20 protein-coding genes, 2 tRNA genes and 1 pseudogene are annotated in these 20,183 nt (G+C 33.4%); 8 read left to right on the forward strand and 15 right to left on the reverse strand.

The annotated features are described in order from the left end of the window. Window positions 1-47 precede the first annotated feature (47 nt). Together F6K06_RS07270 and F6K06_RS07275 are read left to right on the forward strand one after the other, a co-directional pair. Window positions 48-788, forward strand: coding sequence for a class I SAM-dependent methyltransferase (locus F6K06_RS07270; RefSeq protein ID WP_287238847.1), 741 nt, complete (start codon window positions 48-50; stop codon window positions 786-788). Between the two features lie 683 nt (window positions 789-1,471). Next, complete coding sequence (locus F6K06_RS07275; protein ID WP_161564517.1) at window positions 1,472-1,642, forward strand: hypothetical protein; 171 nt, start codon at window positions 1,472-1,474, stop codon at window positions 1,640-1,642. Window positions 1,643-2,097: 455 nt separating this feature from the next. Here F6K06_RS07275 and F6K06_RS07280 read toward each other — a convergent pair whose 3' ends face one another. The 7 genes and pseudogenes from F6K06_RS07280 to F6K06_RS07310 all read right to left on the reverse strand — a co-directional run bounded on the left by F6K06_RS07280 (window position 2,098) and on the right by F6K06_RS07310 (window position 6,661). Next, window positions 2,098-2,379 (reverse strand): DUF3288 family protein, encoded by a 282-nt coding sequence (locus F6K06_RS07280; RefSeq protein WP_287238851.1) that lies wholly within the window; start codon window positions 2,377-2,379, stop codon window positions 2,098-2,100. 406 nt (window positions 2,380-2,785) lie between these two features. Further along, the gene (locus tag F6K06_RS07285) at window positions 2,786-3,379 is read right to left on the reverse strand and encodes a tetratricopeptide repeat protein (protein WP_124144925.1); all 594 of its coding nucleotides are present in this window, start codon (window positions 3,377-3,379) and stop codon (window positions 2,786-2,788) included. Between the two features lie 3 nt (window positions 3,380-3,382). Continuing rightward, a pseudogene (gene hpxZ / locus F6K06_RS07290) lies at window positions 3,383-3,754 on the reverse strand (oxalurate catabolism protein HpxZ). Between the two features lie 207 nt (window positions 3,755-3,961). Next, window positions 3,962-4,102, reverse strand: coding sequence for an AtzH-like domain-containing protein (locus F6K06_RS07295; protein WP_205127358.1), 141 nt, complete (start codon window positions 4,100-4,102; stop codon window positions 3,962-3,964). Continuing rightward, the gene (locus tag F6K06_RS07300; RefSeq protein ID WP_124144924.1) at window positions 4,095-4,526 is read right to left on the reverse strand and encodes an NUDIX hydrolase; all 432 of its coding nucleotides are present in this window, start codon (window positions 4,524-4,526) and stop codon (window positions 4,095-4,097) included. The genes F6K06_RS07295 and F6K06_RS07300 overlap by 8 nt, the downstream gene beginning before the upstream one ends. Before the next feature lie 425 nt (window positions 4,527-4,951). Beyond that, on the reverse strand, window positions 4,952-5,404 hold the full coding sequence (locus F6K06_RS07305) for a DUF3531 family protein (protein WP_124144923.1): 453 nt from the start codon (window positions 5,402-5,404) through the stop codon (window positions 4,952-4,954). A 291-nt stretch (window positions 5,405-5,695) separates the two neighbouring features. Beyond that, a complete protein-coding gene (locus F6K06_RS07310; protein ID WP_240038948.1) occupies window positions 5,696-6,661 on the reverse strand; it encodes a Sll0314/Alr1548 family TPR repeat-containing protein in 966 nt (321 codons plus the stop codon). Between the two features lie 276 nt (window positions 6,662-6,937). Between F6K06_RS07310 and F6K06_RS07315 the strand changes: the two genes are divergently transcribed. Genes F6K06_RS07315 through F6K06_RS07325 form a run of 3 tightly spaced genes read left to right on the forward strand, consistent with a single transcriptional unit; the run spans window position 6,938 to window position 8,676 of the window. Beyond that, window positions 6,938-7,417 carry a type II toxin-antitoxin system antitoxin SocA domain-containing protein gene (locus tag F6K06_RS07315; RefSeq protein ID WP_124144921.1) on the forward strand — a complete coding sequence of 160 codons (480 nt, stop codon included), beginning with the start codon at window positions 6,938-6,940 and terminating at the stop codon, window positions 7,415-7,417. Window position 7,418: 1 nt separating this feature from the next. Next, window positions 7,419-8,027: a type II toxin-antitoxin system PemK/MazF family toxin gene (locus F6K06_RS07320; protein WP_124144920.1), complete on the forward strand. Its 609-nt coding sequence runs from the start codon at window positions 7,419-7,421 to the stop codon at window positions 8,025-8,027. Between the two features lie 19 nt (window positions 8,028-8,046). Then, window positions 8,047-8,676 carry an ABC transporter ATP-binding protein gene (locus F6K06_RS07325; RefSeq protein WP_124144919.1) on the forward strand — a complete coding sequence of 210 codons (630 nt, stop codon included), beginning with the start codon at window positions 8,047-8,049 and terminating at the stop codon, window positions 8,674-8,676. A gap of 307 nt (window positions 8,677-8,983) precedes the next feature. Here F6K06_RS07325 and F6K06_RS07330 read toward each other — a convergent pair whose 3' ends face one another. Together F6K06_RS07330 and F6K06_RS07335 are read right to left on the reverse strand one after the other, a co-directional pair. Then, the gene (locus tag F6K06_RS07330; RefSeq protein ID WP_124144918.1) at window positions 8,984-9,979 is read right to left on the reverse strand and encodes a hypothetical protein; all 996 of its coding nucleotides are present in this window, start codon (window positions 9,977-9,979) and stop codon (window positions 8,984-8,986) included. Window positions 9,980-10,089: 110 nt separating this feature from the next. Further along, entirely contained in the window at window positions 10,090-10,896 is an 807-nt protein-coding gene (locus F6K06_RS07335; RefSeq protein ID WP_124144917.1) for an alkaline phosphatase, read from the reverse strand. Between the two features lie 52 nt (window positions 10,897-10,948). On the opposite strand from F6K06_RS07335, the gene F6K06_RS07340 reads away from it, so the two are divergent. Continuing rightward, on the forward strand, window positions 10,949-11,575 hold the full coding sequence (locus F6K06_RS07340) for a precorrin-8X methylmutase (protein WP_124144916.1): 627 nt from the start codon (window positions 10,949-10,951) through the stop codon (window positions 11,573-11,575). Between the two features lie 658 nt (window positions 11,576-12,233). Here the strand turns inward: F6K06_RS07340 and F6K06_RS07345 are convergent. Further along, window positions 12,234-12,923: a phosphate ABC transporter permease gene (locus F6K06_RS07345; protein WP_124144915.1), complete on the reverse strand. Its 690-nt coding sequence runs from the start codon at window positions 12,921-12,923 to the stop codon at window positions 12,234-12,236. Window positions 12,924-13,497: 574 nt separating this feature from the next. On the opposite strand from F6K06_RS07345, the gene F6K06_RS07350 reads away from it, so the two are divergent. Continuing rightward, on the forward strand, window positions 13,498-13,743 hold the full coding sequence (locus F6K06_RS07350; RefSeq protein ID WP_124144914.1) for a lipopolysaccharide assembly protein LapA domain-containing protein: 246 nt from the start codon (window positions 13,498-13,500) through the stop codon (window positions 13,741-13,743). 89 nt (window positions 13,744-13,832) lie between these two features. On the opposite strand, the gene F6K06_RS07355 is transcribed toward F6K06_RS07350, so the two are convergent. The 3 genes from F6K06_RS07355 to F6K06_RS07365 all read right to left on the reverse strand — a co-directional run bounded on the left by F6K06_RS07355 (window position 13,833) and on the right by F6K06_RS07365 (window position 15,192). Continuing rightward, a complete protein-coding gene (locus F6K06_RS07355; protein WP_124144913.1) occupies window positions 13,833-14,768 on the reverse strand; it encodes a hypothetical protein in 936 nt (311 codons plus the stop codon). A 240-nt stretch (window positions 14,769-15,008) separates the two neighbouring features. Then, window positions 15,009-15,080: transfer RNA gene (locus F6K06_RS07360), tRNA-Thr, on the reverse strand. A gap of 30 nt (window positions 15,081-15,110) precedes the next feature. Continuing rightward, window positions 15,111-15,192 (reverse strand) — tRNA-Tyr (locus tag F6K06_RS07365). Window positions 15,193-15,245: 53 nt separating this feature from the next. On the opposite strand from F6K06_RS07365, the gene F6K06_RS07370 reads away from it, so the two are divergent. Beyond that, window positions 15,246-15,461: a hypothetical protein gene (locus F6K06_RS07370; protein ID WP_124144912.1), complete on the forward strand. Its 216-nt coding sequence runs from the start codon at window positions 15,246-15,248 to the stop codon at window positions 15,459-15,461. 362 nt (window positions 15,462-15,823) lie between these two features. Here F6K06_RS07370 and F6K06_RS07375 read toward each other — a convergent pair whose 3' ends face one another. Together F6K06_RS07375 and F6K06_RS07380 are read right to left on the reverse strand one after the other, a co-directional pair. Next, entirely contained in the window at window positions 15,824-17,650 is a 1,827-nt protein-coding gene (locus F6K06_RS07375; protein WP_124144911.1) for an ABC transporter ATP-binding protein, read from the reverse strand. A gap of 1,595 nt (window positions 17,651-19,245) precedes the next feature. Continuing rightward, window positions 19,246-19,689: an NUDIX hydrolase gene (locus F6K06_RS07380; RefSeq protein ID WP_124144910.1), complete on the reverse strand. Its 444-nt coding sequence runs from the start codon at window positions 19,687-19,689 to the stop codon at window positions 19,246-19,248. Between the last annotated feature and the right edge of the window lie 494 nt (window positions 19,690-20,183).

Raw genomic sequence — 20,183 nt, forward strand, 5'->3', positions numbered from 1 at the left:
TTCAAATTATTTATTAGGGACTGCACTTGACTCCTGCAAAATTAACTATGAGTCAATATATTAATATCACCGATTATTACGATAGTTTTACTGATTATTATGATCTTTTGATGACCCAAGGCTATTATGATTATCAAGGAATGGCTAATGCAGTCTATTCTTTGATGAAAGATGGTCATAAAAAAATACTTGAATTAGGTGTAGGAACAGGATTATTTGCTGAAAAATTATTGCCACTTGCTCCCGAAGCTGAATTTACAGGAGTAGATATTACCTTATCAATGCTCGAAATTGCCAGAAAGAGATTAGGAGGATGGGGAAAGTTGCTAGAGGCAGATATCTATGATATGAACCTCCAAGAAACTTTTGATATCGCTGTTTCTAGTAGAGGAGTTTGGGTAATAAGTCAACGAGGTGATCGGACTGACTTAAGAAATCATACTAAGGATATTGATGAGGATATTAAGGGATTAATTAATGTTGCTAAACACCTGTGTCAAGAAGGGTTATTACTGTTGAGTATTCAGGGAGAACATAAAAATTATCAAAAAAATCTCCCCACAGGAATTGTTTATTCTCAGGAGATAGAAAAAATTGGGGAAAATGATGAAATTGAATCCATTGAGAAAAGTTATTTCTTTAAGAAAGATGGGGAAATATTAGCTCAACAAAAACTTAATTTGAATTACATTAAGCAATGGAAAAAAGAAGAAATTATGGAACAAGCTGGATTTAGTTTTGTTAGTATCCATGAAAGCCAAAAGTTTCATGTTTATTGTAAAAAATGAAACAGATAATCATTAAATTTTAGGCAGTAGGAAATAGGGAGTAGGGAATAGGGATAAAACTCATAAGGTATGGAACTATTAGAGTAGCTCTTGAGATTACAGAACTGCCAAAAAAAATCCTTAACTGAACTGTATTGATTTATACCTAAGCGGTCTAAATTTTCAATTTGGATGTCCAAAATATGCTATTGTAATTTTTGGCATTATGAAATACCTGAATCATATCAACACTATAGTCATTTAACTTTAGATTGAGACAAAGCTTTCTTGCTATGAGGGAGTTTCAGACGAAAAAACGTCTCATTTTTAAGTTAAACTACTATAATTTCAGAACGTAGATAAACAACCAAAAGTTGGAAGTAAAACTTCTGAGTTTATTGAGGATGAATTAGCTAAAAATCAGGTTGCAAATAATCATCATTAGAGAGGATATGACATGGAAATTTATATGACATCTAACTACTTCATTCAACACAATTGGAGCAAAACCTTCTCTCGAACCTACTGGTGATTTAGTAACAAAAGCAATCGAATCTATCCAAGACTATTCACAGGTAAGACTTGCAGATTACGGCATTATAGATGGATCGTCTAATTCCCAATAATGTCATCCTTTTATTTCAACCTCCTTACACTCCTTATTTCAACCTCCTTACACTCCACAAGTCAATCCCATTGAAAGATTGTGGAAAGAAATTCAAAAAAAATTCAAGTGGGAACTGTTTGAAAATCTCGATATTTTCAGAAAGCGATTATCTAAAATCTTACTAGAATTAACCCCAAAAACTATTATATCTGTGACCGGATGGGACTTGATTTTAGAAGCTTTATCTGATGCTTTATTTGTAGCATAATTTTTCGTATTTCATATTAATTATACTTTAGGTATAGTGGAATGCCAAATTATATCAAGTCCGGTTAAACAGTTATAGAATGGTTAACTCAGGAGGAGTCAGGAGTCAGGAGTCAGGAGTCAGGAGGAAAGAGAATTACAAAGATAAGCGTAGTTATGACGATTGGAGAATTTTTTTATGTGCAATTAACCGGATTTGATATTATCTGCAAAAACTATATAAATGTAGCGATCCACAGTAACGGACTACACATTATTTACACGTTTAATGTCGCGGAGCGAAAGGCAAATTGACAATCTACAGCAGGTAAGGACTGCTACAAATGCCTAGTTACTTCTCAATCCCGTGAGTCCATATAAACAGCAATAATCTCACGAACCTCTACTTCCATTGCTAACCAGACCTACTGCTTATTACCTTATTTAACCACTCTATTAAATAATTATAAAAAATTTCTAAAACCAATCTTCTTGGTCGTTATTGTGTTTTTTATAAACCTGACCTTTGCGATGAATTTCACGAGTTTTTTCATAGAGCTTTTCTTCAGTTAGTTCCCACTTTACTAATACTTTCTCTAAGTCTTCCTGAATATCTTTTGCCCCAGGAAAACCTCGATAACGAATTTTTAGTCTTGCTAATTCTGCTAAGTTATAGGCAGTATCTTTTTCTGCTAATAGGGTGTTAACTATTAGTCTATCTTTATGATATTGGGGATGCTGTTGTTCTTCTGATTTCATAAAAATAAGGAAGAAGTAAGAAGGAAAAAGGAAATAAGGAACTAAGAGTTAAAGTAATTTCGCAAAACTACTTTTTTCTGACTAAGGAAGGAAGAAGGAAGAAAGAAAAAAGGTTGAAGCAAATGAGAAATTGAGATATAGTAATTCTAAATAGGTTGTAAAATTTCATCATTTTCTTTGTGGGTTTAATACCCCACCGTCTACACGGTGTTCAAAATTACTTGGGGTTAGAATCCCCATGTGATTTTCCTCCTGTCTCCTGTCTCCTGTCTCCTGTCTCCTTCTTCAACAGTTTTTTTTGACGAATCATTTCATATTGCTATAGATAAAAAATTACTGCCGAACTACCCTATCTTAAGCCTAGCAGTAATTTTTAATTATTAATTGCTGATAACTGATAACTGATTTAACTCTCTATATTATTCCACTTTTGAAAATGACTATCTTGATGATTATTTTGAGTATTATTAACTAAACTAGGCTGAAGTTCTAAAGCTTTTTCTTGAAAAAAAAATGCTTCGTAAAATCTGCCCTCTTGCTCCAAAACTTTGCCTAAATTCCAATAAGCTTCTGCTAGATCGGGTTTCATTTTAATTGCTTTTCTATAATTAATCATTGCTGCATCAATTTGCCCTTTTTTATAAAACATACTCGCCAAATTGACAATCGCTTCAATAAAATTTGGATTGATTTTTATTGCCAATGAATAAGCACGAAGAGCAGCATCTATTTTATTTTGTGCTTGTAGGATGTTTCCCAAAGTTTTGTAGACTGGAGCAAAATTTGCTTGTTCTTTTAATACTTTCTGACAAACAGCGATCGCTTCAGTAAAATTTCCCTGATTATAATAAATCTCAGCTAACTTATTAATAGTATCAACATCATCTTGTTCATATTTCCATAACTCTGAATAATCATTTTTTACTTGACTTAATTCAGTATAATTTTGAGATTTATTATTTTGTTGAAAAGTTTTTTTATCTTGTAAATTTTGATTCATCTTCTAAAAGCTACTGATCTCAACTAATTTTTCCCCTTTATTTCTTCCTCCTTCCTCCTTCCTTCCTTCTTCCTTCTCCCTTCCTGATAAGAAAGAAACATGAGCACTCACAACTCGCCAACCAACAGAAGTACACATCCAAGTTTGACTTTGCCTACCCATTTTTCCAGTTTTTTGACGCTGAAATTCAGTATTTGCTGTGGCAAAATCTTGACCATAAGTTGTAATAACAGTATTCATTAATACTCACTCTAAATTAACTTTTCCACGCGCTTTTCTAAAAGCTGATACTGCCTCATATCCATAGAGATTTTCATTTACTCCATAACGCATAGTCTGGGGAATATGCCAAAATAATTCATCTAAAACTCGCATTCCGCACGTCAAATTGTAACATTAAAAGTAGTATAAAAATCGGAGGATCGATCAGTATTTATACTATATAGATCCTATTCATTGACCTTTCTCAAAGTCAAATTCTCAGGAAAATATTAAGTATAAATACTTAATTATTTACTCCTATTAACCACTATTTTTTTCTCCTGACTCGGTCTTCCTGACTCGGTCTTCCTGATTTTTATACTACATGTTGAAGTACGGAATGTGGGCTAAAACATTCACATTATTACTAATCAAAGCAACTTCATATTGCTCAAATCCTCCTGTTACCTCTGCCACGACATCTGGAATATTAATCTCCATTTTAATTATTCTCCTAATCACAGTATTCTAAAAAATTTTCTGGAACTATTTTCAATTCTCCAGACTTAAATCTATCTATCGAAACCCAAAGTGCCGTTTTTTTTCGTTCCTTCTCCCAAAAAGTTAACTCCTCTATTTGATAAAACTTTGGGTCAGCAAAATCACATTTATATAATTGAATTAACTCATGTCTTTCCTCTCCATTAAACATAAAAATATTTTCCATACATCCCAAATATTTAATATTAGTCAACTCAGCTTCAATCTCCTCTTGAAACTCTCTCTGTAAAGCATCACGACTATACTCTCCAAAATCAACGCCCCCACCCATAACTCGATAGAAACTTTCCTGTTTTATAGAGTCATAACCTTGAGAAATAAACAAGTGATCGTCATCTCTAATTAAACCCAAAGCTAAGACCCTTATTTGATTCTTCTTACTCATAATTTTCTCACATAAATATCAAAGTTAATTGGGAAATACAAGTCAATTCAGTTATCAGTTAGCCGTTAACATTTAACAGTACCTCCTACTTCATTAGGGGGCTTGAAATACTGAATTTTCTTTCTCTTGGTCGATTGGATATGGCGAGGAAACCCGCTCTTGACAGAGCCGCTCCGTAACGCCATCCAGCTCCGAATATCGACCGCTTTTTATCCCCTTAAAAGGGGAAGGTTGAAACCTAATTTTTTTGTCAGTAAAAAAAGCTTAATCAGGTTTAATTTTTACAATATAGAAAAAAAATAAATTAAGTAGGTAGGCACAAAAAAAATTAAGTATGTAACAAAAAGTAAAGTAGTTTATAAGCCTTTTCCCTTCTGCCTGCTGCCTTCCTCTAGCGATAAATTTTAACGCCTACCTACTGACAATCAATTATCATCAGAAAAACCCATTTCATAGTTATTTTCTGGCACAGGCCAATCCTCATTTTGCCCCCCAATAATAAGTTTTTCTATTTTGACAAACTCCTCACTTAATCGTTGAAAACTGTTAGTCAAAATATCTATTGCTAAAGCATCGCTAGTTCCCAAATCAAACCAACAACGACCCCAAAATCCTTGATATTCTACTTCTCCCATATTGTGCATAACAGCCATCATACTTTGACCTGCAACTTCCTGACTATATTCCATATAACTAACCTCTATTCCTGCATCTTGAACCTGTAGATTTTCTGCATTAAAGCCACCCAGTTTTCCTAATAAAAACCAGGAATCAAATAGTTCCTCTATGTAATGCTTTTCTGCCGTTGAAGGAACAGTGCTAAACTCTAACCAAATCCACACATCAAAAGGATTAAATTCGCGAAATTGTATTTCCATAAATGTTTGTCATACCTGATTTTATTTAGAGTAATTATAACGATTTATCAATATAGTAATCTGGGTATAAATAATCAAAAATTACCAGGATAAAAAAACTATGAATCCTTACATCTGTTCTCTCATTCCCAGATATTTTATCCACCACTACCCCAAGAATTGTTATAGAAAAAAATATAATTTAGTTGAAAATTTATACTTTTGAATTAACAATTTAACTAGCTTTTAGCGTTTCCGTACCGGAATGCTCCACTACTGCTGAGTGCTGATTACTAATTGCTAAATGCTACTTTAAAGCAGTGGTAATTCTGTTGGTCCCCATGTACCTAAACCATCCCTAATAGCATCTCGCATTGGGTCACAAGGTCGTTTACCATCATCTATATTATTAATATTTTTACACTGTTCAAAAAATACTTGTGCTACCAAACGTCTTGGCATTTTATCTGAATTTTCCAAAGCCATATCAAAGTTTTCCCTAGCTTTTTTTCTCATTGATAAATCATTATCTTTATCTCTAGCTTGAGCAACTAGAATTTGTGCTTTTAGATAATGTACTTCAGGATTATCTGGAACTTCTAACAAAACTTTATCCACATATTCCAAAGCTTTTTCAAGCTTGTCTAAATCTCGATAAGCTACTGCCACTCCTCGATAAGCTAAATGATGAGGATAAGCTTTATCTTGCAATGTTTTTATTGCCTTTTCCGGGTCAGAAAATGGTAAATTAACAGCCAACATTAAATCCATATATCCTTTGAGCAAATTTAACTCTGGATCTGATGAATTTATTCTCTCTGCTGTTTCAAAATGACTCAAGGCTTTCCGAAGTTTCTCCAGAGCTTTTGGAGCGCCTTTTAATGTACCTTCAGTAGATATAATATAAGCACCTTCTAAAAATTGACCAGTTGCAGCATAAATATTACCGCGAACTGGATTAATTGTAATTAAATTTTCTGCTACTTCAGTAGTTTTCTGGGCATACAATTTTAACGATTCCCAATTTTCATCTAAGTAATGTAAGGAAGATATCATTGCATAAACAAGTGGCTCACTTATCTCTTCTGATTCAGCTATTTTAAGATAATCTTTTGCTTGTTTATAATCTCCTTCCTCAAACATCGCTTTAAAAGCTGCTTCAGTTTTTTCTCCTATTTCAATAGGATTTTTTTTGCGAAATGGGTCTCCAATTGCTGGATTTACTAATAGATTTAAACCGATGAAAGTTGCGCTATAAAAAACTGAAATTTGTTTCAATACTGATTTTTTTTGACACCAATTAAATAATATTTTTAGCATAAATTATTTTGAGACTAAAATTTTTTTGTAGACTTTGTAATTTTTTGTGTTAGACCTTAACTTATATTATAAGTAAGTAGAAGTTAAATTAAAATTTTTGGTCATATTTTAACCTTTTAATTATGATATGGGTTTAATGTTGACCTTTTCAGCAAAATCAAGGATAATAAATAGATTAAGCATAATCATCTGAAACTTTTTTAAACTTAAAATATTATAGAATAGATAAAAACAATGCTAGAAAAACTCATCAAGTATTTTGTTTATGAAACAAAAGGACATATTACAAAAACACAGCTAGTTAAGTTCTTATATCTTGCGGATCTTTACTCCGTAAAGTGGACAGGAAAACAACTAACTAAATTAGATTGGTATTTTTATAACCACGGCCCGTGGCACGAAGATATAGATATGGCTCTAGAGCGCATGAATAGTAAAGAGATTTGTCAAGAATCAGAAGGACAGGTAAAATTTATTAAACCTGGTGCTGAAGCAGGAAAAACAGAGGATTTAAAGTTACCTAAAAGTCTAATGTTAATACTAGATAATATTAGGAGAGAATGGGCAGGTTCAGATAAACTCGATCAATTACTAAAATATGTTTATGAAACTGCTCCAATGGTAGCGGTGAAAGGTACTCATAAACCCGAAGAAAAAGTTAAACTTAACTTGCAAAAAGAAAGAGAAAAGCTAAATGAGGAGTTAGGGGTTTAGAGTGGTTGAACAAAAAAACCAAAAACCTAGAAAAGGTTGGATTTATTTTATTAATCCCCAAAAAGTTTATTTGACTTGCAAATCAAACCATGCTTATTTATATAATATAGAACCTCTAGATTATGTTGAATGCCAGCACTCATCTTGCACACAGAAAGTTAATCCTAGCAGAGTTTTAAGAGGTGAACATCCCTATATTGTTTTGACAAGTAACAAATTTTCAGATGAGTCTGGGTATATAGAAACTTTTAATGCTATTCCTTTAACTTCTCAAGAGACATATAAAGGTCTACCAACAACTTATCCAATTAACCCAACCACTAAAAATTGTCTAGACAAACAATCTTTTGCTCTTGTTCATCAGATATGTACTATTGATGCTAATCACTTTAAGAACTCAGAAGGAAAATGGAAAGAGCGAATTGGACAACTAGACAAATCAGATAGAGAAGCCATTGGAAAACGTCTAAAATACCTTTTTGATTTAGAACCAGATGATTGGTTTACTAAAAATGCTTCTCTTGAACGTTTGAGAGAAATAATGTACAAAATACCAGAAGATGAAAGAGACTCGATTTTAGGGGAATTGATAGATGAATTTAGTTCCTAATTACCGTTAAAATATATAAATGCTATATCTCAAAAACCTACACTATCATCCAGCAGCTAGTACCACCCCTATTCTCAAAAATATAAATCTGGAGCTAGCACCTCAACAAATGGGACTAATTATCGGTCGTAGCGGTTCCGGCAAAACTACATTACTAGAAATATTAGCTGGTTTAGCTGAATGTTCCAAAGGAGAAATTTGCTGGCGAGACCAAAAATTAACCTCCGAACACCTACAACAACTCGGTGGTTTAGTATTTCAATTTCCAGAGAGACATTTTTGCGGTGCTACTATTCTCGAAGAATTACGATTAGGCCATCCAGAGATACGGCCAGAACAAATATCTTCTGCTCTGGAAGAAGTAGGACTTCAGGACCTATTATTAAGTACATCACCTCATGCTTTAAGTGGAGGTCAGCAACGTCGCCTCGCTTTAGCAGTACAACTAATTAGGCAACCTCATCTATTAATGTTAGACGAACCAACTGCAGGATTAGATTGGTCAATGCGAAAACAACTTGTAAATTTATTGGCTAAATTGAAAAATCATTGGAGTTTATTGGTTGTCACCCATGATGCTAGTGACCTTTTACCCATAGCAGATAAATGTTGGACTTTAAATAAGGGAAACTTGGAATGTAGAATTTAGAATTCAGAATTTAGAATTGGGAATTGAGAATTCAGAATTTAGAATTGGGAATTGAGAATTTATAAGTTAATTGAGCTGGTTTTTTATTATATAGATGTCTCCTGAAATTTAGATAAAAGCGATAAAGAGGCGATCGCTACAATAATTTAGAATTTAGAATTCATAATTTAGAATTCAGAAGTTAATGGAGCTAGTCTTTTTTTATTTATAGATATCTACTGAAACTTAGAGAAAATTTAAAAGTGATAAAGAGGCGATCGCTCACTCAAAACAGTCAAAAATCACTCCTATATAATAGTATTTATTATTACTTTTCCTCAGTTTCCATGCCTTGAATTAAATCTGATTCTTTAATAATATAAGATTTAAGTTTTCCTCTCTCAGAAGCGCTTTTTTCATGTGGATAAATATCAATTGTCAAAAAGAAGATTGTCTTGTTATTGTGAACTACACAAGGTACTAATTGATTATTTTGAGCCACCTCAAACTTTAAATCTCCTTCACATATTTTGAATATTATCAAATAGCCAAAAGGTTGATGATTGTAATCAAGAGTATATTGATAAATTTGTCTGAAACCTTTCAACAAATAAGATATATTTCTGCTATCTCCATCAAATATTTTCGCATCAGCTATTAAAGGATGATCGGAACTTTGAGCTAATACTAAGTCAGCTTTTCCAGAAATTGACCAGGGTTCTATTGAAAACTCTATTCCTTGCTCAAATAAATATTCGTACAAATTTAAACAAAGATTTTTCTCTCCTTTTTTAGTGTCTTCTTTATAGAGGTTCTCTAAGTTTTTTCTTTGGAAACATTCAGAACGATGTTTATAACGAACTAGAAAATATGAAATTACTATGTTTTCTTCTAAAGATTCATCAATATATTCGTATACTGGTCTAACAACATTTGAGATAAAAGCATTAATCACAGATGTATTATCTGAGGGCTTGGAAAGCTCATATTTGTAGTAAATTTCGCCAATATAAAGAGTCCTTCTATCATCCTCAAATTCAACACATTTTTTAATTAGAAAATAAGTTAAACTATAATGCTGCTTATACGTTTGACTCCAGGATTTACTCACTGATAACTCATTCTTAATAAGACTTTTAGCTTTTGTTTCTTGTTCAGGATATAAATAAGCTAAATATTCAAGAATACTTTTAAATGGTGGGGATTGGATAAAATCCCAAAACATAATTAGATAGTTATGGAAACTATGGTGTTTAGAATTGCTAAGTTGCTCAAACCTTCTTTGAAGTTTATCCCGTAAAAATTGAAGGTATACTTGATTCAATTTGCCTCTCTTTTAATTTTTTTATCTAGAAAAACTCTACTTATTACTGTTACTGCTATATCATAAATTTTAGTTCTTCAACAGTCAACTAATACAGATTTTTAACTTTTTTATTCCGGTAATAAATCAACCTCATAAACCACCTTTCCCTCAATATTTATCAACTTCACAGTCATAACCTCCGTACTTCCATCAATTTTCACCGTGCCAAAAAATTGTAAACCCTGACTCGGAGGAAAATTTACCACCTTATCCTCAACCTTGACACTTTGATACTTCGCCACAGGACCAAAAGTATTATCTAATTTATTCGGACCAAAAGTTCCCGCATTTAACGGTCCACTCACAAATTCCCAGAATGGCTTAAAATCTTGAAATTGAGCCAAATTCGGATCGTAATAATGAGCTGCAGCATAATGAACATCCGCCGTCAACCACACCACATTCTTAATATTCTTTCCTTTGATAAACCGCAATAATTCCGCCATCTCCAACTCTTTCCCCAATGGCACCCCATCCCCATTAGCCAAATTTTCTGCAGCAGTATCCCCATCCGGTACAACCAAACCAACTGGCATATCACTACCAATAACTTTCCAAGTTGCCTTAGACTTAAGTAACTGCTGTTTCAACCATTCTATTTGCTGACTACCCAGAAATTCCGTTTCCTCACTCCGACTTGTCTGGAGATTTTCCGTATTTGGTCCCCGATAACTCCGCATATCCAGCATCATAATATCCAACAATGGCCCGTAATTGAACGAGCGAATAGGGAATAGCAAACTGTAAAAGGATTTTAGGATTGAAAAATGTCCTAACCAATTCTTGTAGTGCCATATAAAGTATAGATTTACTCCCGTGGAAATTTCTGGAAAATTTTTCCCTTCCAGAGTATTATTAATTGCTAATATTTTCATTTTTTTGAAACTTTATATTAACTAACTATTTCAGGCAGGGGAATAATTTAATATGGAATGGCACATCACAGACGCCGAAAGCTTAAAAATTATTGACAGAGAAATTGGCCCTCACGCATTCTCTCCTGCGGAGTACGAAATTGTGAGACGGGTAATATATGCTACGGCAGATTTTGAATATAAGTCTCTAATTAGTTTCTCTGACCATGCTTTACAGTCTGGAGCTGCTGCTTTAGCCGCTCGTACAACTATTGTCGTAGATGTGCCAATGGTTCAGGTGGGTATTACACCAGTAATTCAAAGTACCTTTGTTAATCCTGTTTATTGTTCAATTGATGCTATAACTAGACCCCAGAAGGAAAAAACTACGGCAGCTTGGGGAATTGAAACTTTAGCTCGACGTTATCCAGAGGGCATTTTCGTTATAGGTGAAGCTCAAACTGCCCTCTGTGCAATTGTTGACTTAATTGAAGCTGAGGAAATTAGACCTGCTTTGGTTATTGGTACTCCTTCTGGTTTTGTGGGGGTGGATGTAGCTAAGTCACGTTTATACGATTCGATGATTCCTCATATTAGAATTGATGGTCGTAAGGGTAGTGCTGTGGTAGCAGTGGCTGTTATTAATGGTTTAGTGGACTTAGCTTGGCAAGCTTATGGTCAACAAGGTCAAGGTAAGTGAACTACTGAATTTGATTATAAATTATTATAACAAGTCAAAAGCCAAAAGTCAAAAGTCAAAAGTCAAAAATCAGAAATAACAAGTAAGAAGAAAATTATAGTGGTCAATAGGAGTTAAGGATTCAGTAAGTATTTATGCGCTTAATATTTAACTGAGAATTTGACTTCCGATTAAGGTAAATGAAGATAATTTATATAGTATAAATACCTAAGCAAGCTACGGATTTTATACTAATTTTCATGTTACAAATTGAAGTGTGGAATGTGGGATTAAAAATAAAAATATAGATCATAAATTACCGAATAATTAAGGTTTAAAGCCTCCCCTTTAAAGGAGAAACAAGAAAAAATTTTTCCTACCACGTCAATCTTCTCCTTGAAAAGAAGAGGTAATTGTTAATTATTAATGGTTGAATAACCTTTATAATACCGACTATCAGATAAATTTTATGATTCTAGAAATATGTATTGACAAAAACATTAAGGCCAAATTATAAATTTTTACTGTATAAACTAAGTAATATTTATTTATTGAATATTTCGTGAAATTGTACTATTTATAAATAAGCCAGATCGAAGTTTTGTTAGGAAAATAACCTAATTTTAATCAGCTATAAGAATATCAAGTTAAATATGTTTATAGTCTAAATTGTAGAATTTTAACTAAACCTCATATCACTTGATTGACCTTGCTTACTTTTTCTACGAGATGAGCGTACCTGATTAATTGCTTCAATAAAAGCATCTCTTCTAAGATATGGATAATCACTAACCCAGAGATTTACAGTAGGAAGATAAACATCTGAACTTTTCACAATTTTTCCTAAATCTTCTTGATAAGACATTACTAACATTACAGCTACCTGACCTCTAGAAACCCCTTGATGATGGCGACGCAGTGGAGCCTGAATTTCAGTTACAAATCCTGTTTTATCACCTACTTCTAAATTGATTCGTTGCTCTAAATTTTCTACGATCATTAGTTCCCCTTTCTTATTAACTGTTTCTTCTTCACCAACAACTTCTTCTGTAATATATACATCTAAAACTCGTCCTTGCCATAGACCACTGTATGGGTATCGTCTACATTCCATATTGCGAAGACTAGCTAATAAAACAGGTCCCCAAAACCAATAAAGACCTGCTGTGATACCAATTAGTAAAAATAAAGGGTCTCCATCGTTATGAGCAAATACGTTAATTAAAACAATGGTCAAAACTGCAACAGCAGAAATTAAAGCTCGTTTCAACACATCAGAGAATTTTCCCCAATAATATTTATATTGGTCGCTCGTAGCTACAGTTGGAATTAGTTGCTCAAATGTTTTACGAGTTAGAGGAACTAGCATTTATAGATTTTAAAGTTTAGATGAATTGATTTAATTTTAGACTACGGTACATCAATGAATTAAATATAATTTAGATGAGTAATATTATTACACTTAATCTGGCAAATTTTTTATACTATTTAGTTACCATTAGTTTCCTTTATCTTTTCTCTTATGGATTTAATACCCACGTAAGTCAACTGCGGTATCTACAAGTTTTTTGGGGTTCGATCAAGCAGCGACATTTTAGACCAAATCTCAAACAGTTTGCTATGTATCTTTTTAATGGGGAGATGGTAATTAAACATAGCATTACTATTCAGAAATTGTATTAGTATCTCCATCCACCTTTCCAGTCCTTTAGTTTTTTCGGTGGTAGTGCATTGTAATAGTGGTCTATTGTAATTTTTTTGGTTAAGGACAACAGTAGTGGGAGCAAGATACTCCCATAAAGGACCGTTGTTAATCCCCATCTAACATTACGCGAGCAGGACTACAGTCTTTCCTTCTTCCTTCTTCATTCTTCCTTCTTCAATGTTGTAATTCATGGTAAGGTGATAATTAGTTATATTCCGTTTCCTAAGCTGATTTTTTAATGCAAAAATTCATTTCGCCAATTCTCAGTAGTATAATTCTGGCATTGTGGGTGAGTGGTATTGCAATCTTCTCAGTCCAGAATTCTGCCCCAATATCTTTGAAATTTATTGTTTTCCGGTCTATCGAGATACCTATCGGAGTAATTTTGGCATTTAGCGTGAGTATAGGAGTTATCGTTAGTTCTATTCTCCTACCACCTCTGATTGGTATTGGACAGATGAAAGAGCATCAAGAAGATTTTTGATTTGATTCTGGAAAATAAATTGTGCCTATTCTTATTCTTAGATTTTAATTTAAAGAATTTAGTCAAGAATTTCCTGACCTCAGTAGTTACTATAACTTGTATACTTGACCATCAATCAGTAGTCGAGTAATTCCTTTTGCTTGTAAATATACTGAAGTTTTTTGCAACATTCTACCATCAGGCACTTTTAGCACTCTTTGGTTGCGGGTAGAAAATCTATGAGCTACTCGGTGATTGTCAAAAACTGGTAAAGTCCTCTCTTGAGAATCTTCTATAGGTATTTGTCCTAGCTCGCAAAAGGCCATCAAAGGTTTAGTAACTAACTCTGTAAATTTATCTACTACTAGATAACAAATTTTTGGCAGAACAGATTCTGTGAGAGGATATACTCTAATTTCAGAATAACTAGAATTCTGAATAGATAAGTTATAAGGGGTTTCTACATCCTCTTCTTCGTCAAGCTTATCTTCATCGTCAAATTCTTGAGCAAAATCTTCTAAATCATCATCCTCAAAATCATCTAAATTTTGGGTTTGCTCTAGTAAATCTGCTGCTAAAATCTCTTCTATTTCTTCTTTTGGCAGATCGTAATTATTATCAAGGCGATCGCTTGATTTTTGCTTTTCTTGAGAAGTTAAAGATAATTTAGGAGCTTCTGTTTGCCGATCTATCTCTGAATTATTAGATGAAGAAGACCGTCGTCGTCTTTTTTTGACTACTTCACCTAATTCATCTTCCCCATCATCTAATACTTCTCCATCTAAGTCTTCCTTGACTTTTAACTCATCCAGATCATCTGCTGTATCCTGGTCAATATTATTTTTTTGGGAACGAGATGGACGTTTTTGCTTCTGGTGAACTAGCTCTTTATATTCATCTTCTGGTATGTTACTTTGCAGTATACGTCTAATAGTAGAACTACTTACTCCGTAACGGTCTGCTAGAGTAATAGTATTATCTTCTGTAGTTTGATACAGCTCAACAATTTCTAATTTTTCTGAATCTGAAAGTTTTGTAGGTGTCATACCACCTTCCCCAAAAAATACTTAGTTTATTGATTGTGCCATACCATTGAAGCTATTTGAGAATGATAGCTAAATATGTATAACTCTACTTAAAATACTAAAGCTTTAATTACATAACCATCTGATGCTTTAGGCTTTTTTCATCTGGCTCTAACCATGACTATATATAATTGAAAAAAGCAAAACTTATTTATTATGATATTATATTATACGTTTAGGAATACTATTAATTATTTTATAAGCCCGTGACGAGGATTGAACTCGTGACCTCACCCTTACCAAGGGTGTGCTCTACCACTGAGCCACACGGGCGTCTTTCTTTCAATCCTTCCTATTTGTGAGTGGGCCGAGCTGGATTTGAACCAGCGTAGGCATAGCCAGCGGATTTACAGTCCGCCCCCATTAACCACTCGGGCATCGACCCTTACGACTCACATTTATATATACTAACACAAAAAAAATTAATTGCAATAGTTTTTGGAAAAAATTTTATTAGACATCTCTAGAAAAGAGGGAACAGGCAACAGGCAACAGGGAGAAATAGTAGTTGTACCAATTCAAAAAAATAATGTTACAAATAATAAGTGTGATAGTGCATACTTTGTAGCAGATGTGCCTTTGACAAAAAAGAGGATTTTAGACTTAAAAATGGTATTAAAGCCATTTATTATGACTCCCGATTCTGAGTCCTAACTCCGGGTAAAAAGCTCAGTCATTTGTAGCAAACATTTATAAAATTGATATTAGTGGGACTTAGACAAAACAGAGCGATGGAATAGACTCAAATATATACAGGCAGACGGTTTGATCTAAAAAAGGCATAAATACTTAAATATCAAGGGTATTAGTCATTTTTAGGAGATTGAAGTTATTCTCTTTTTTGGACTAACTTTTCCTAGTGGACCGACATGCCTAAAAATGTAGGTTGGGTTGTAGCTTGCTTCCGCTAACGTCCCGCAACCCAACCTATATTTATTGCACCATTTTAGATGTGTCAGTGTACTAGATCATGCTACGAAAGTAGACACTTTTTTTCTTGTTTCCTCCTGCCAAACTTAAGCTATTAATTCTCCAGTCTCTTGCAATGAATGTAGTCGTCTATAAATACCTTTTTGAGCTAATAATTCTTCGTGACTACCAACTTCGACAATTTTACCTTGGTCAAGAACTACGATTTTATCCGCCTCCCTAACTGTACTTAATCTATGGGCAATAATAATTGTAGTGCGAGTACCAAAAATATTACGCATTGCTAACTGAATCGATCGCTCACTTTCATAGTCCAAACTGGAAGTTGCCTCATCAAAAATTAGCACATCTGGGTCTACTAATAATGCCCTAGCAATTCCTATACGTTGTCGTTGACCACCAGATAATCGCATTCCTCTTTCACCAACAACTGTATAGTAACCTTGAGGCATTTGTTCAATAAATTCATCAGCTTTAGCAATTTTACAAGCATCTTTAACTTGGGCAAAAGTTGCTTGAGGATTACCGTAAGTCAAGTTACTTAATAGAGTGCCATTGAATATATCTACTTCTTGATGAACAATTGCTAATCTACGTCGATAACCTGTAATATCCAGAGTATTAATATCTTCTCCATCAATTAAAATTTTGCCTTTATTTGCTTGAAAATATCTGAATATTAATTTGACTAAAGTAGATTTTCCTGAGCCAGATTTTCCAATTAAAGCTACTGTTTGGCAAGGTGTAATTAAGAGATTTATATCCTGTAAAACAAGTTGGTTTGGGTTGTAACTAAAACTTAAATTAGATAACTCAACTTTTCCTGTAAATTTATAGGCATTAATCTGTGAGTAGCTGGTTATTTTTCCTGATAAATTAGCAGCATCAGAACCTATAGGTAACTTCATAAATTCATGGAAACGAATCATTGAAGCATAGCGACGGACAAATTCTTCAGTTAGCTGACTAATAGGAGTTATCTCTGCATAAGCCATACTTGCTAGTGTATATACAGTCACGAAATATCCTAGAGAAATTTCGCCAGACAATGTTGCTGATAATGTTAAACCTAGAATGAAGAAAAGGCAAAATTGAACAACTGTTGTCTGATACATAGATAGCCAAACATAGCCTCGATGAATTCGATAGATAATAAATTTGAGAGCGCGGTTAATTCGGGTAGTTTGTTTGCGCAGTTCTTGAGTTTCTGTGGCAAATGCTTTGACTGTTTTAATATTGGTAATAATTTCTGAGTTGCGACTTTCTGTGTTTTCTTCATACTTATCAAAAGTTACTTCTGTTTTGGCAAGATTTTGAAGAGTTTTGATAGTAAAGCTGAGGATAAAGATAAAAGAAATTAAGAATAGAATAGCAATCTGCCATTCTATTAAACAGATGACGATAAAAATTCCAACTACACGCACTAATTTGGGTATTAATACACCAGCAATTTCAGGATAAGTCCAAGTGTGGTTTAAGACTCCTTTAGAAATACGGTTAGCTATCCGTCCTGGGTTATTTTCATCATAAAATTCTATAGGTAGGGTGAGGATTTTTTTGACGGCGTTTTGGAAATGGTCTCGACGTGCTTTTAGAGGAACTACCCAGTGATACCAGTGTCCTAACCAAGCCATAGTTGGACCTTTGGTGATGCTGACTAAAAATATTAGTCCTAATGTCACTGATAGGGATAATAGTTGATTAGTTGGTAGTCCAGTTACATTGGAGACTGCTCCAATCAAGTTTTCCATTGGCCAGTCTGTAGAGCGGTCTGAAAGTATGTTCAAAGTCTGACCGATGGCATAAGGAACTATTAAATCAATTAGTTCGAGAGTGCTAGATGCTCCGATACCTAAGATGGAAAGTGGTAGATATGCCTGGTAGTATTTAATGATGTCCCGAAAAGTTGCCATAATTCTACTATCAAATATTTTAGAGGCACAGCTATGGCGCTACGCAAGTCAGAAGTCAGCAGGGGCGAATGGCCATTTGCCCCTACAAAAGTTAGAAGTAATCCCTGACTAACTTTGAGTATTTATAAATTTCCTAACCTATTTGCGTAGTGCTATATCAATTATATTACATACATATTACTCAGTGTAATATAAAATCAAGAATTTACTATTTTTAGATTTTGGATAATAAAAGTAGATGGTAATAGTAAAGCAGTTGCGATCGCGACAGTAAGTTTATATAGCAATATGATTTGAGTTGTGAGATATTGGAAACTTTTAGGGAACAGGCAACAGGGAACAGGCAACATATAAGAAGAAAAAAACGTATCATATGAATATCATAATTGCTATATTCTATATTTTTAAGGAATAACTCAATTCTCACAACTGATTCCTGATTGCTATAGTAGAAGGTAGTCAAGAAAAGGTTAATTATCTAAGTTGAAATTTTTGTAATATTTAGTTTTTTGATAAGGAGTAAGGAAGAAGTAGAATGAAGTAAGAAAAGAGCAATAATATAGAGAAACTATCATCACAATTTTCTATTATTTGTAGCCAAAATTTATCGCGTATTCTGGTATGACCGAATAATTAATAATTAAATAATTAAATAATTAAATAATTCAGGTTGAAAGTCTCCCCTTTCAAAGGGAAAAAATAAATTCTTTCCTTATTGGTCAATCCTCTCCCTAAAAGGGAGAGGTAATTATCAATTATCAATTATCCATTAATGAAAGAACCCTTAGATATCTTTGCAAAGGTAAGGGTTTTTGGCAAAGGAGTCAAGAGTTAGGAGTTCGAGAAATAGAATAGGGGAAAAAGGTAGAAAATTGCCCCCATATTCACCGAAAAATTTGGGTTTGAAGCCTCTTATCAACGATAAATATTTCCGATACTCCCTATTTATAAGTCAATACAGTTGTAAGCATTTCCTGCGGAATGCTGCACAAACAGCAGTCAGCTATCAGGTATCAGCTTTATTATCTTTAAAGGAGAAAAAAATTTTCCTTTGAGTCAATCCTATCCGCTTTCAAGGAGAAGTAATTATTAATTATTAATTCTTAATTGTTGAATCCTACCTCCTGGATCATTCCCATTTCTCCCCTCCTGGGAGGGGTTAGGGGTGGGTTGTCTCCTACGCCTACTAAAAGACTTTTTCAGCAAACTTTTTATGTAACAAATTGACGTGGGGAATCTGAATTTAAACTTTAATAAATAATTAGGACTTGCTGATTAAATATCAAAGGATTGATAGATAAAGTTTTTAACTGTTTTAGGCTGAAAAAAAGTGCCAGCTTTTCGGTTGATCAAGCTCAAAAAGTTAGCATTTTGTGCAAGAGTTGGGCAGAAAAATATAGGGACAATTCTTACTACTACCTACTCTATAATTCCTATTTATCCTGACTCCTAACCTCAATCATAATACTTTTTCAGCAAATCCTAATTATTCATTATTTGGTAATCTTTTTCCCTATCTAATACTCTCAACCTGTAACACAGTGTAGTTAATTTCTAATTTTTAAGAATATAAATTTCTGGTTTTCTGTTTCCTCTTAAGTCGATAAAACTTGAGTCAAAATTTTTTTGTGTTCTTCAACAATATTTTCAGGAACATAATCGAAAATTTGAATTTTTTCTCCTTCTTGATTTTCGGTCGGGAGCGGAGAATTAGGAGTACATAAAAATACTAATCCTACAGACCAACCAAAACCACGTTGTTTTTCTTCACTCGGATATTCTAAATATCCTAATAACTGTTGTTTTGTAACTGTAATACTCAACTCTTCTACGGCAATTCTTTGAATAGCATCTTCAATATATTCTTGATAAAAAACCGTACCTCCAGGAATATGCCACAGATTATTCCATGCAGCATCTTTTCTAAGAGTTAATGCCACACCTAAATCAGTTTTCACAACTACTTCTACAACTAATCTAGGAACTTGAGAATATAGCAGTTTAAACTCTTCTGGAGAAAAAGGTTTCTTGCGACTCATTTGATTTTATTCCTCTGAATTATACAATTTGAATAAATATAGCACTACGCAAATAGGGCGCGGATATTCTTCTACTTACTATTCCCTACCCCCTTTTATACCAATTTGAAATAAAAAATACTATACTTAAGTAACACTTCAATTATTAATTAATTAACATATAGCAATTCTCATATTGGTGAGGTACAAAATTCGTTTGTTTTAGAGAGTAGGGAGTAGGGAGTAGGGAGTAGTAATTCGAGAAACAGGGGATAGAAAAAAAGAAAAACAACTGTATCTCACTAATTTGAAAAACGCTATATACTGAATAAACTTTTAGTAATTATTAACCAGTTATTGTTAATTACTCTTGTATTTACCGAATAATTAAGATTAAAAGCCTCTCCTTTAAAGGAGAAAAAAGAAAAAAAATTCCTTCAGCGTCAATCCTCTTCTTTTTAAGGAGAGGTAATTATTAATTATTAATTGTTGAATTCTCCTCTACTCCCCCGCTG

The sequence above is a fragment of the Okeania sp. SIO1H4 genome (genome assembly GCF_010672695.1).
GTDB classification, from domain to species: domain Bacteria; phylum Cyanobacteriota; class Cyanobacteriia; order Cyanobacteriales; family Microcoleaceae; genus Okeania; species Okeania hirsuta.

What these genes read in the sequence shown, in the direction of transcription:
- F6K06_RS07270 (WP_287238847.1), top strand. Translation starts at nt 48, where the DNA reads ATGAGTCAATATATTAATATCACCGATTATTACGATAGTTTTACTGAT.
- F6K06_RS07280 (WP_287238851.1), bottom strand. Translation starts at nt 2,379, where the DNA reads ATGAAATCAGAAGAACAACAGCATCCCCAATATCATAAAGATAGACTA.
- F6K06_RS07285 (WP_124144925.1), bottom strand. Translation starts at nt 3,379, where the DNA reads ATGAATCAAAATTTACAAGATAAAAAAACTTTTCAACAAAATAATAAA.
- F6K06_RS07300 (WP_124144924.1), bottom strand. Translation starts at nt 4,526, where the DNA reads ATGAGTAAGAAGAATCAAATAAGGGTCTTAGCTTTGGGTTTAATTAGA.
- F6K06_RS07305 (WP_124144923.1), bottom strand. Translation starts at nt 5,404, where the DNA reads ATGGAAATACAATTTCGCGAATTTAATCCTTTTGATGTGTGGATTTGG.
- F6K06_RS07315 (WP_124144921.1), top strand. Translation starts at nt 6,938, where the DNA reads ATGCTAGAAAAACTCATCAAGTATTTTGTTTATGAAACAAAAGGACAT.
- F6K06_RS07325 (WP_124144919.1), top strand. Translation starts at nt 8,047, where the DNA reads ATGCTATATCTCAAAAACCTACACTATCATCCAGCAGCTAGTACCACC.
- F6K06_RS07335 (WP_124144917.1), bottom strand. Translation starts at nt 10,896, where the DNA reads ATGAAAATATTAGCAATTAATAATACTCTGGAAGGGAAAAATTTTCCA.
- F6K06_RS07340 (WP_124144916.1), top strand. Translation starts at nt 10,949, where the DNA reads ATGGAATGGCACATCACAGACGCCGAAAGCTTAAAAATTATTGACAGA.
- F6K06_RS07345 (WP_124144915.1), bottom strand. Translation starts at nt 12,923, where the DNA reads ATGCTAGTTCCTCTAACTCGTAAAACATTTGAGCAACTAATTCCAACT.
- F6K06_RS07350 (WP_124144914.1), top strand. Translation starts at nt 13,498, where the DNA reads ATGCAAAAATTCATTTCGCCAATTCTCAGTAGTATAATTCTGGCATTG.
- F6K06_RS07355 (WP_124144913.1), bottom strand. Translation starts at nt 14,768, where the DNA reads ATGACACCTACAAAACTTTCAGATTCAGAAAAATTAGAAATTGTTGAG.
- F6K06_RS07375 (WP_124144911.1), bottom strand. Translation starts at nt 17,650, where the DNA reads ATGGCAACTTTTCGGGACATCATTAAATACTACCAGGCATATCTACCA.
- F6K06_RS07380 (WP_124144910.1), bottom strand. Translation starts at nt 19,689, where the DNA reads ATGAGTCGCAAGAAACCTTTTTCTCCAGAAGAGTTTAAACTGCTATAT.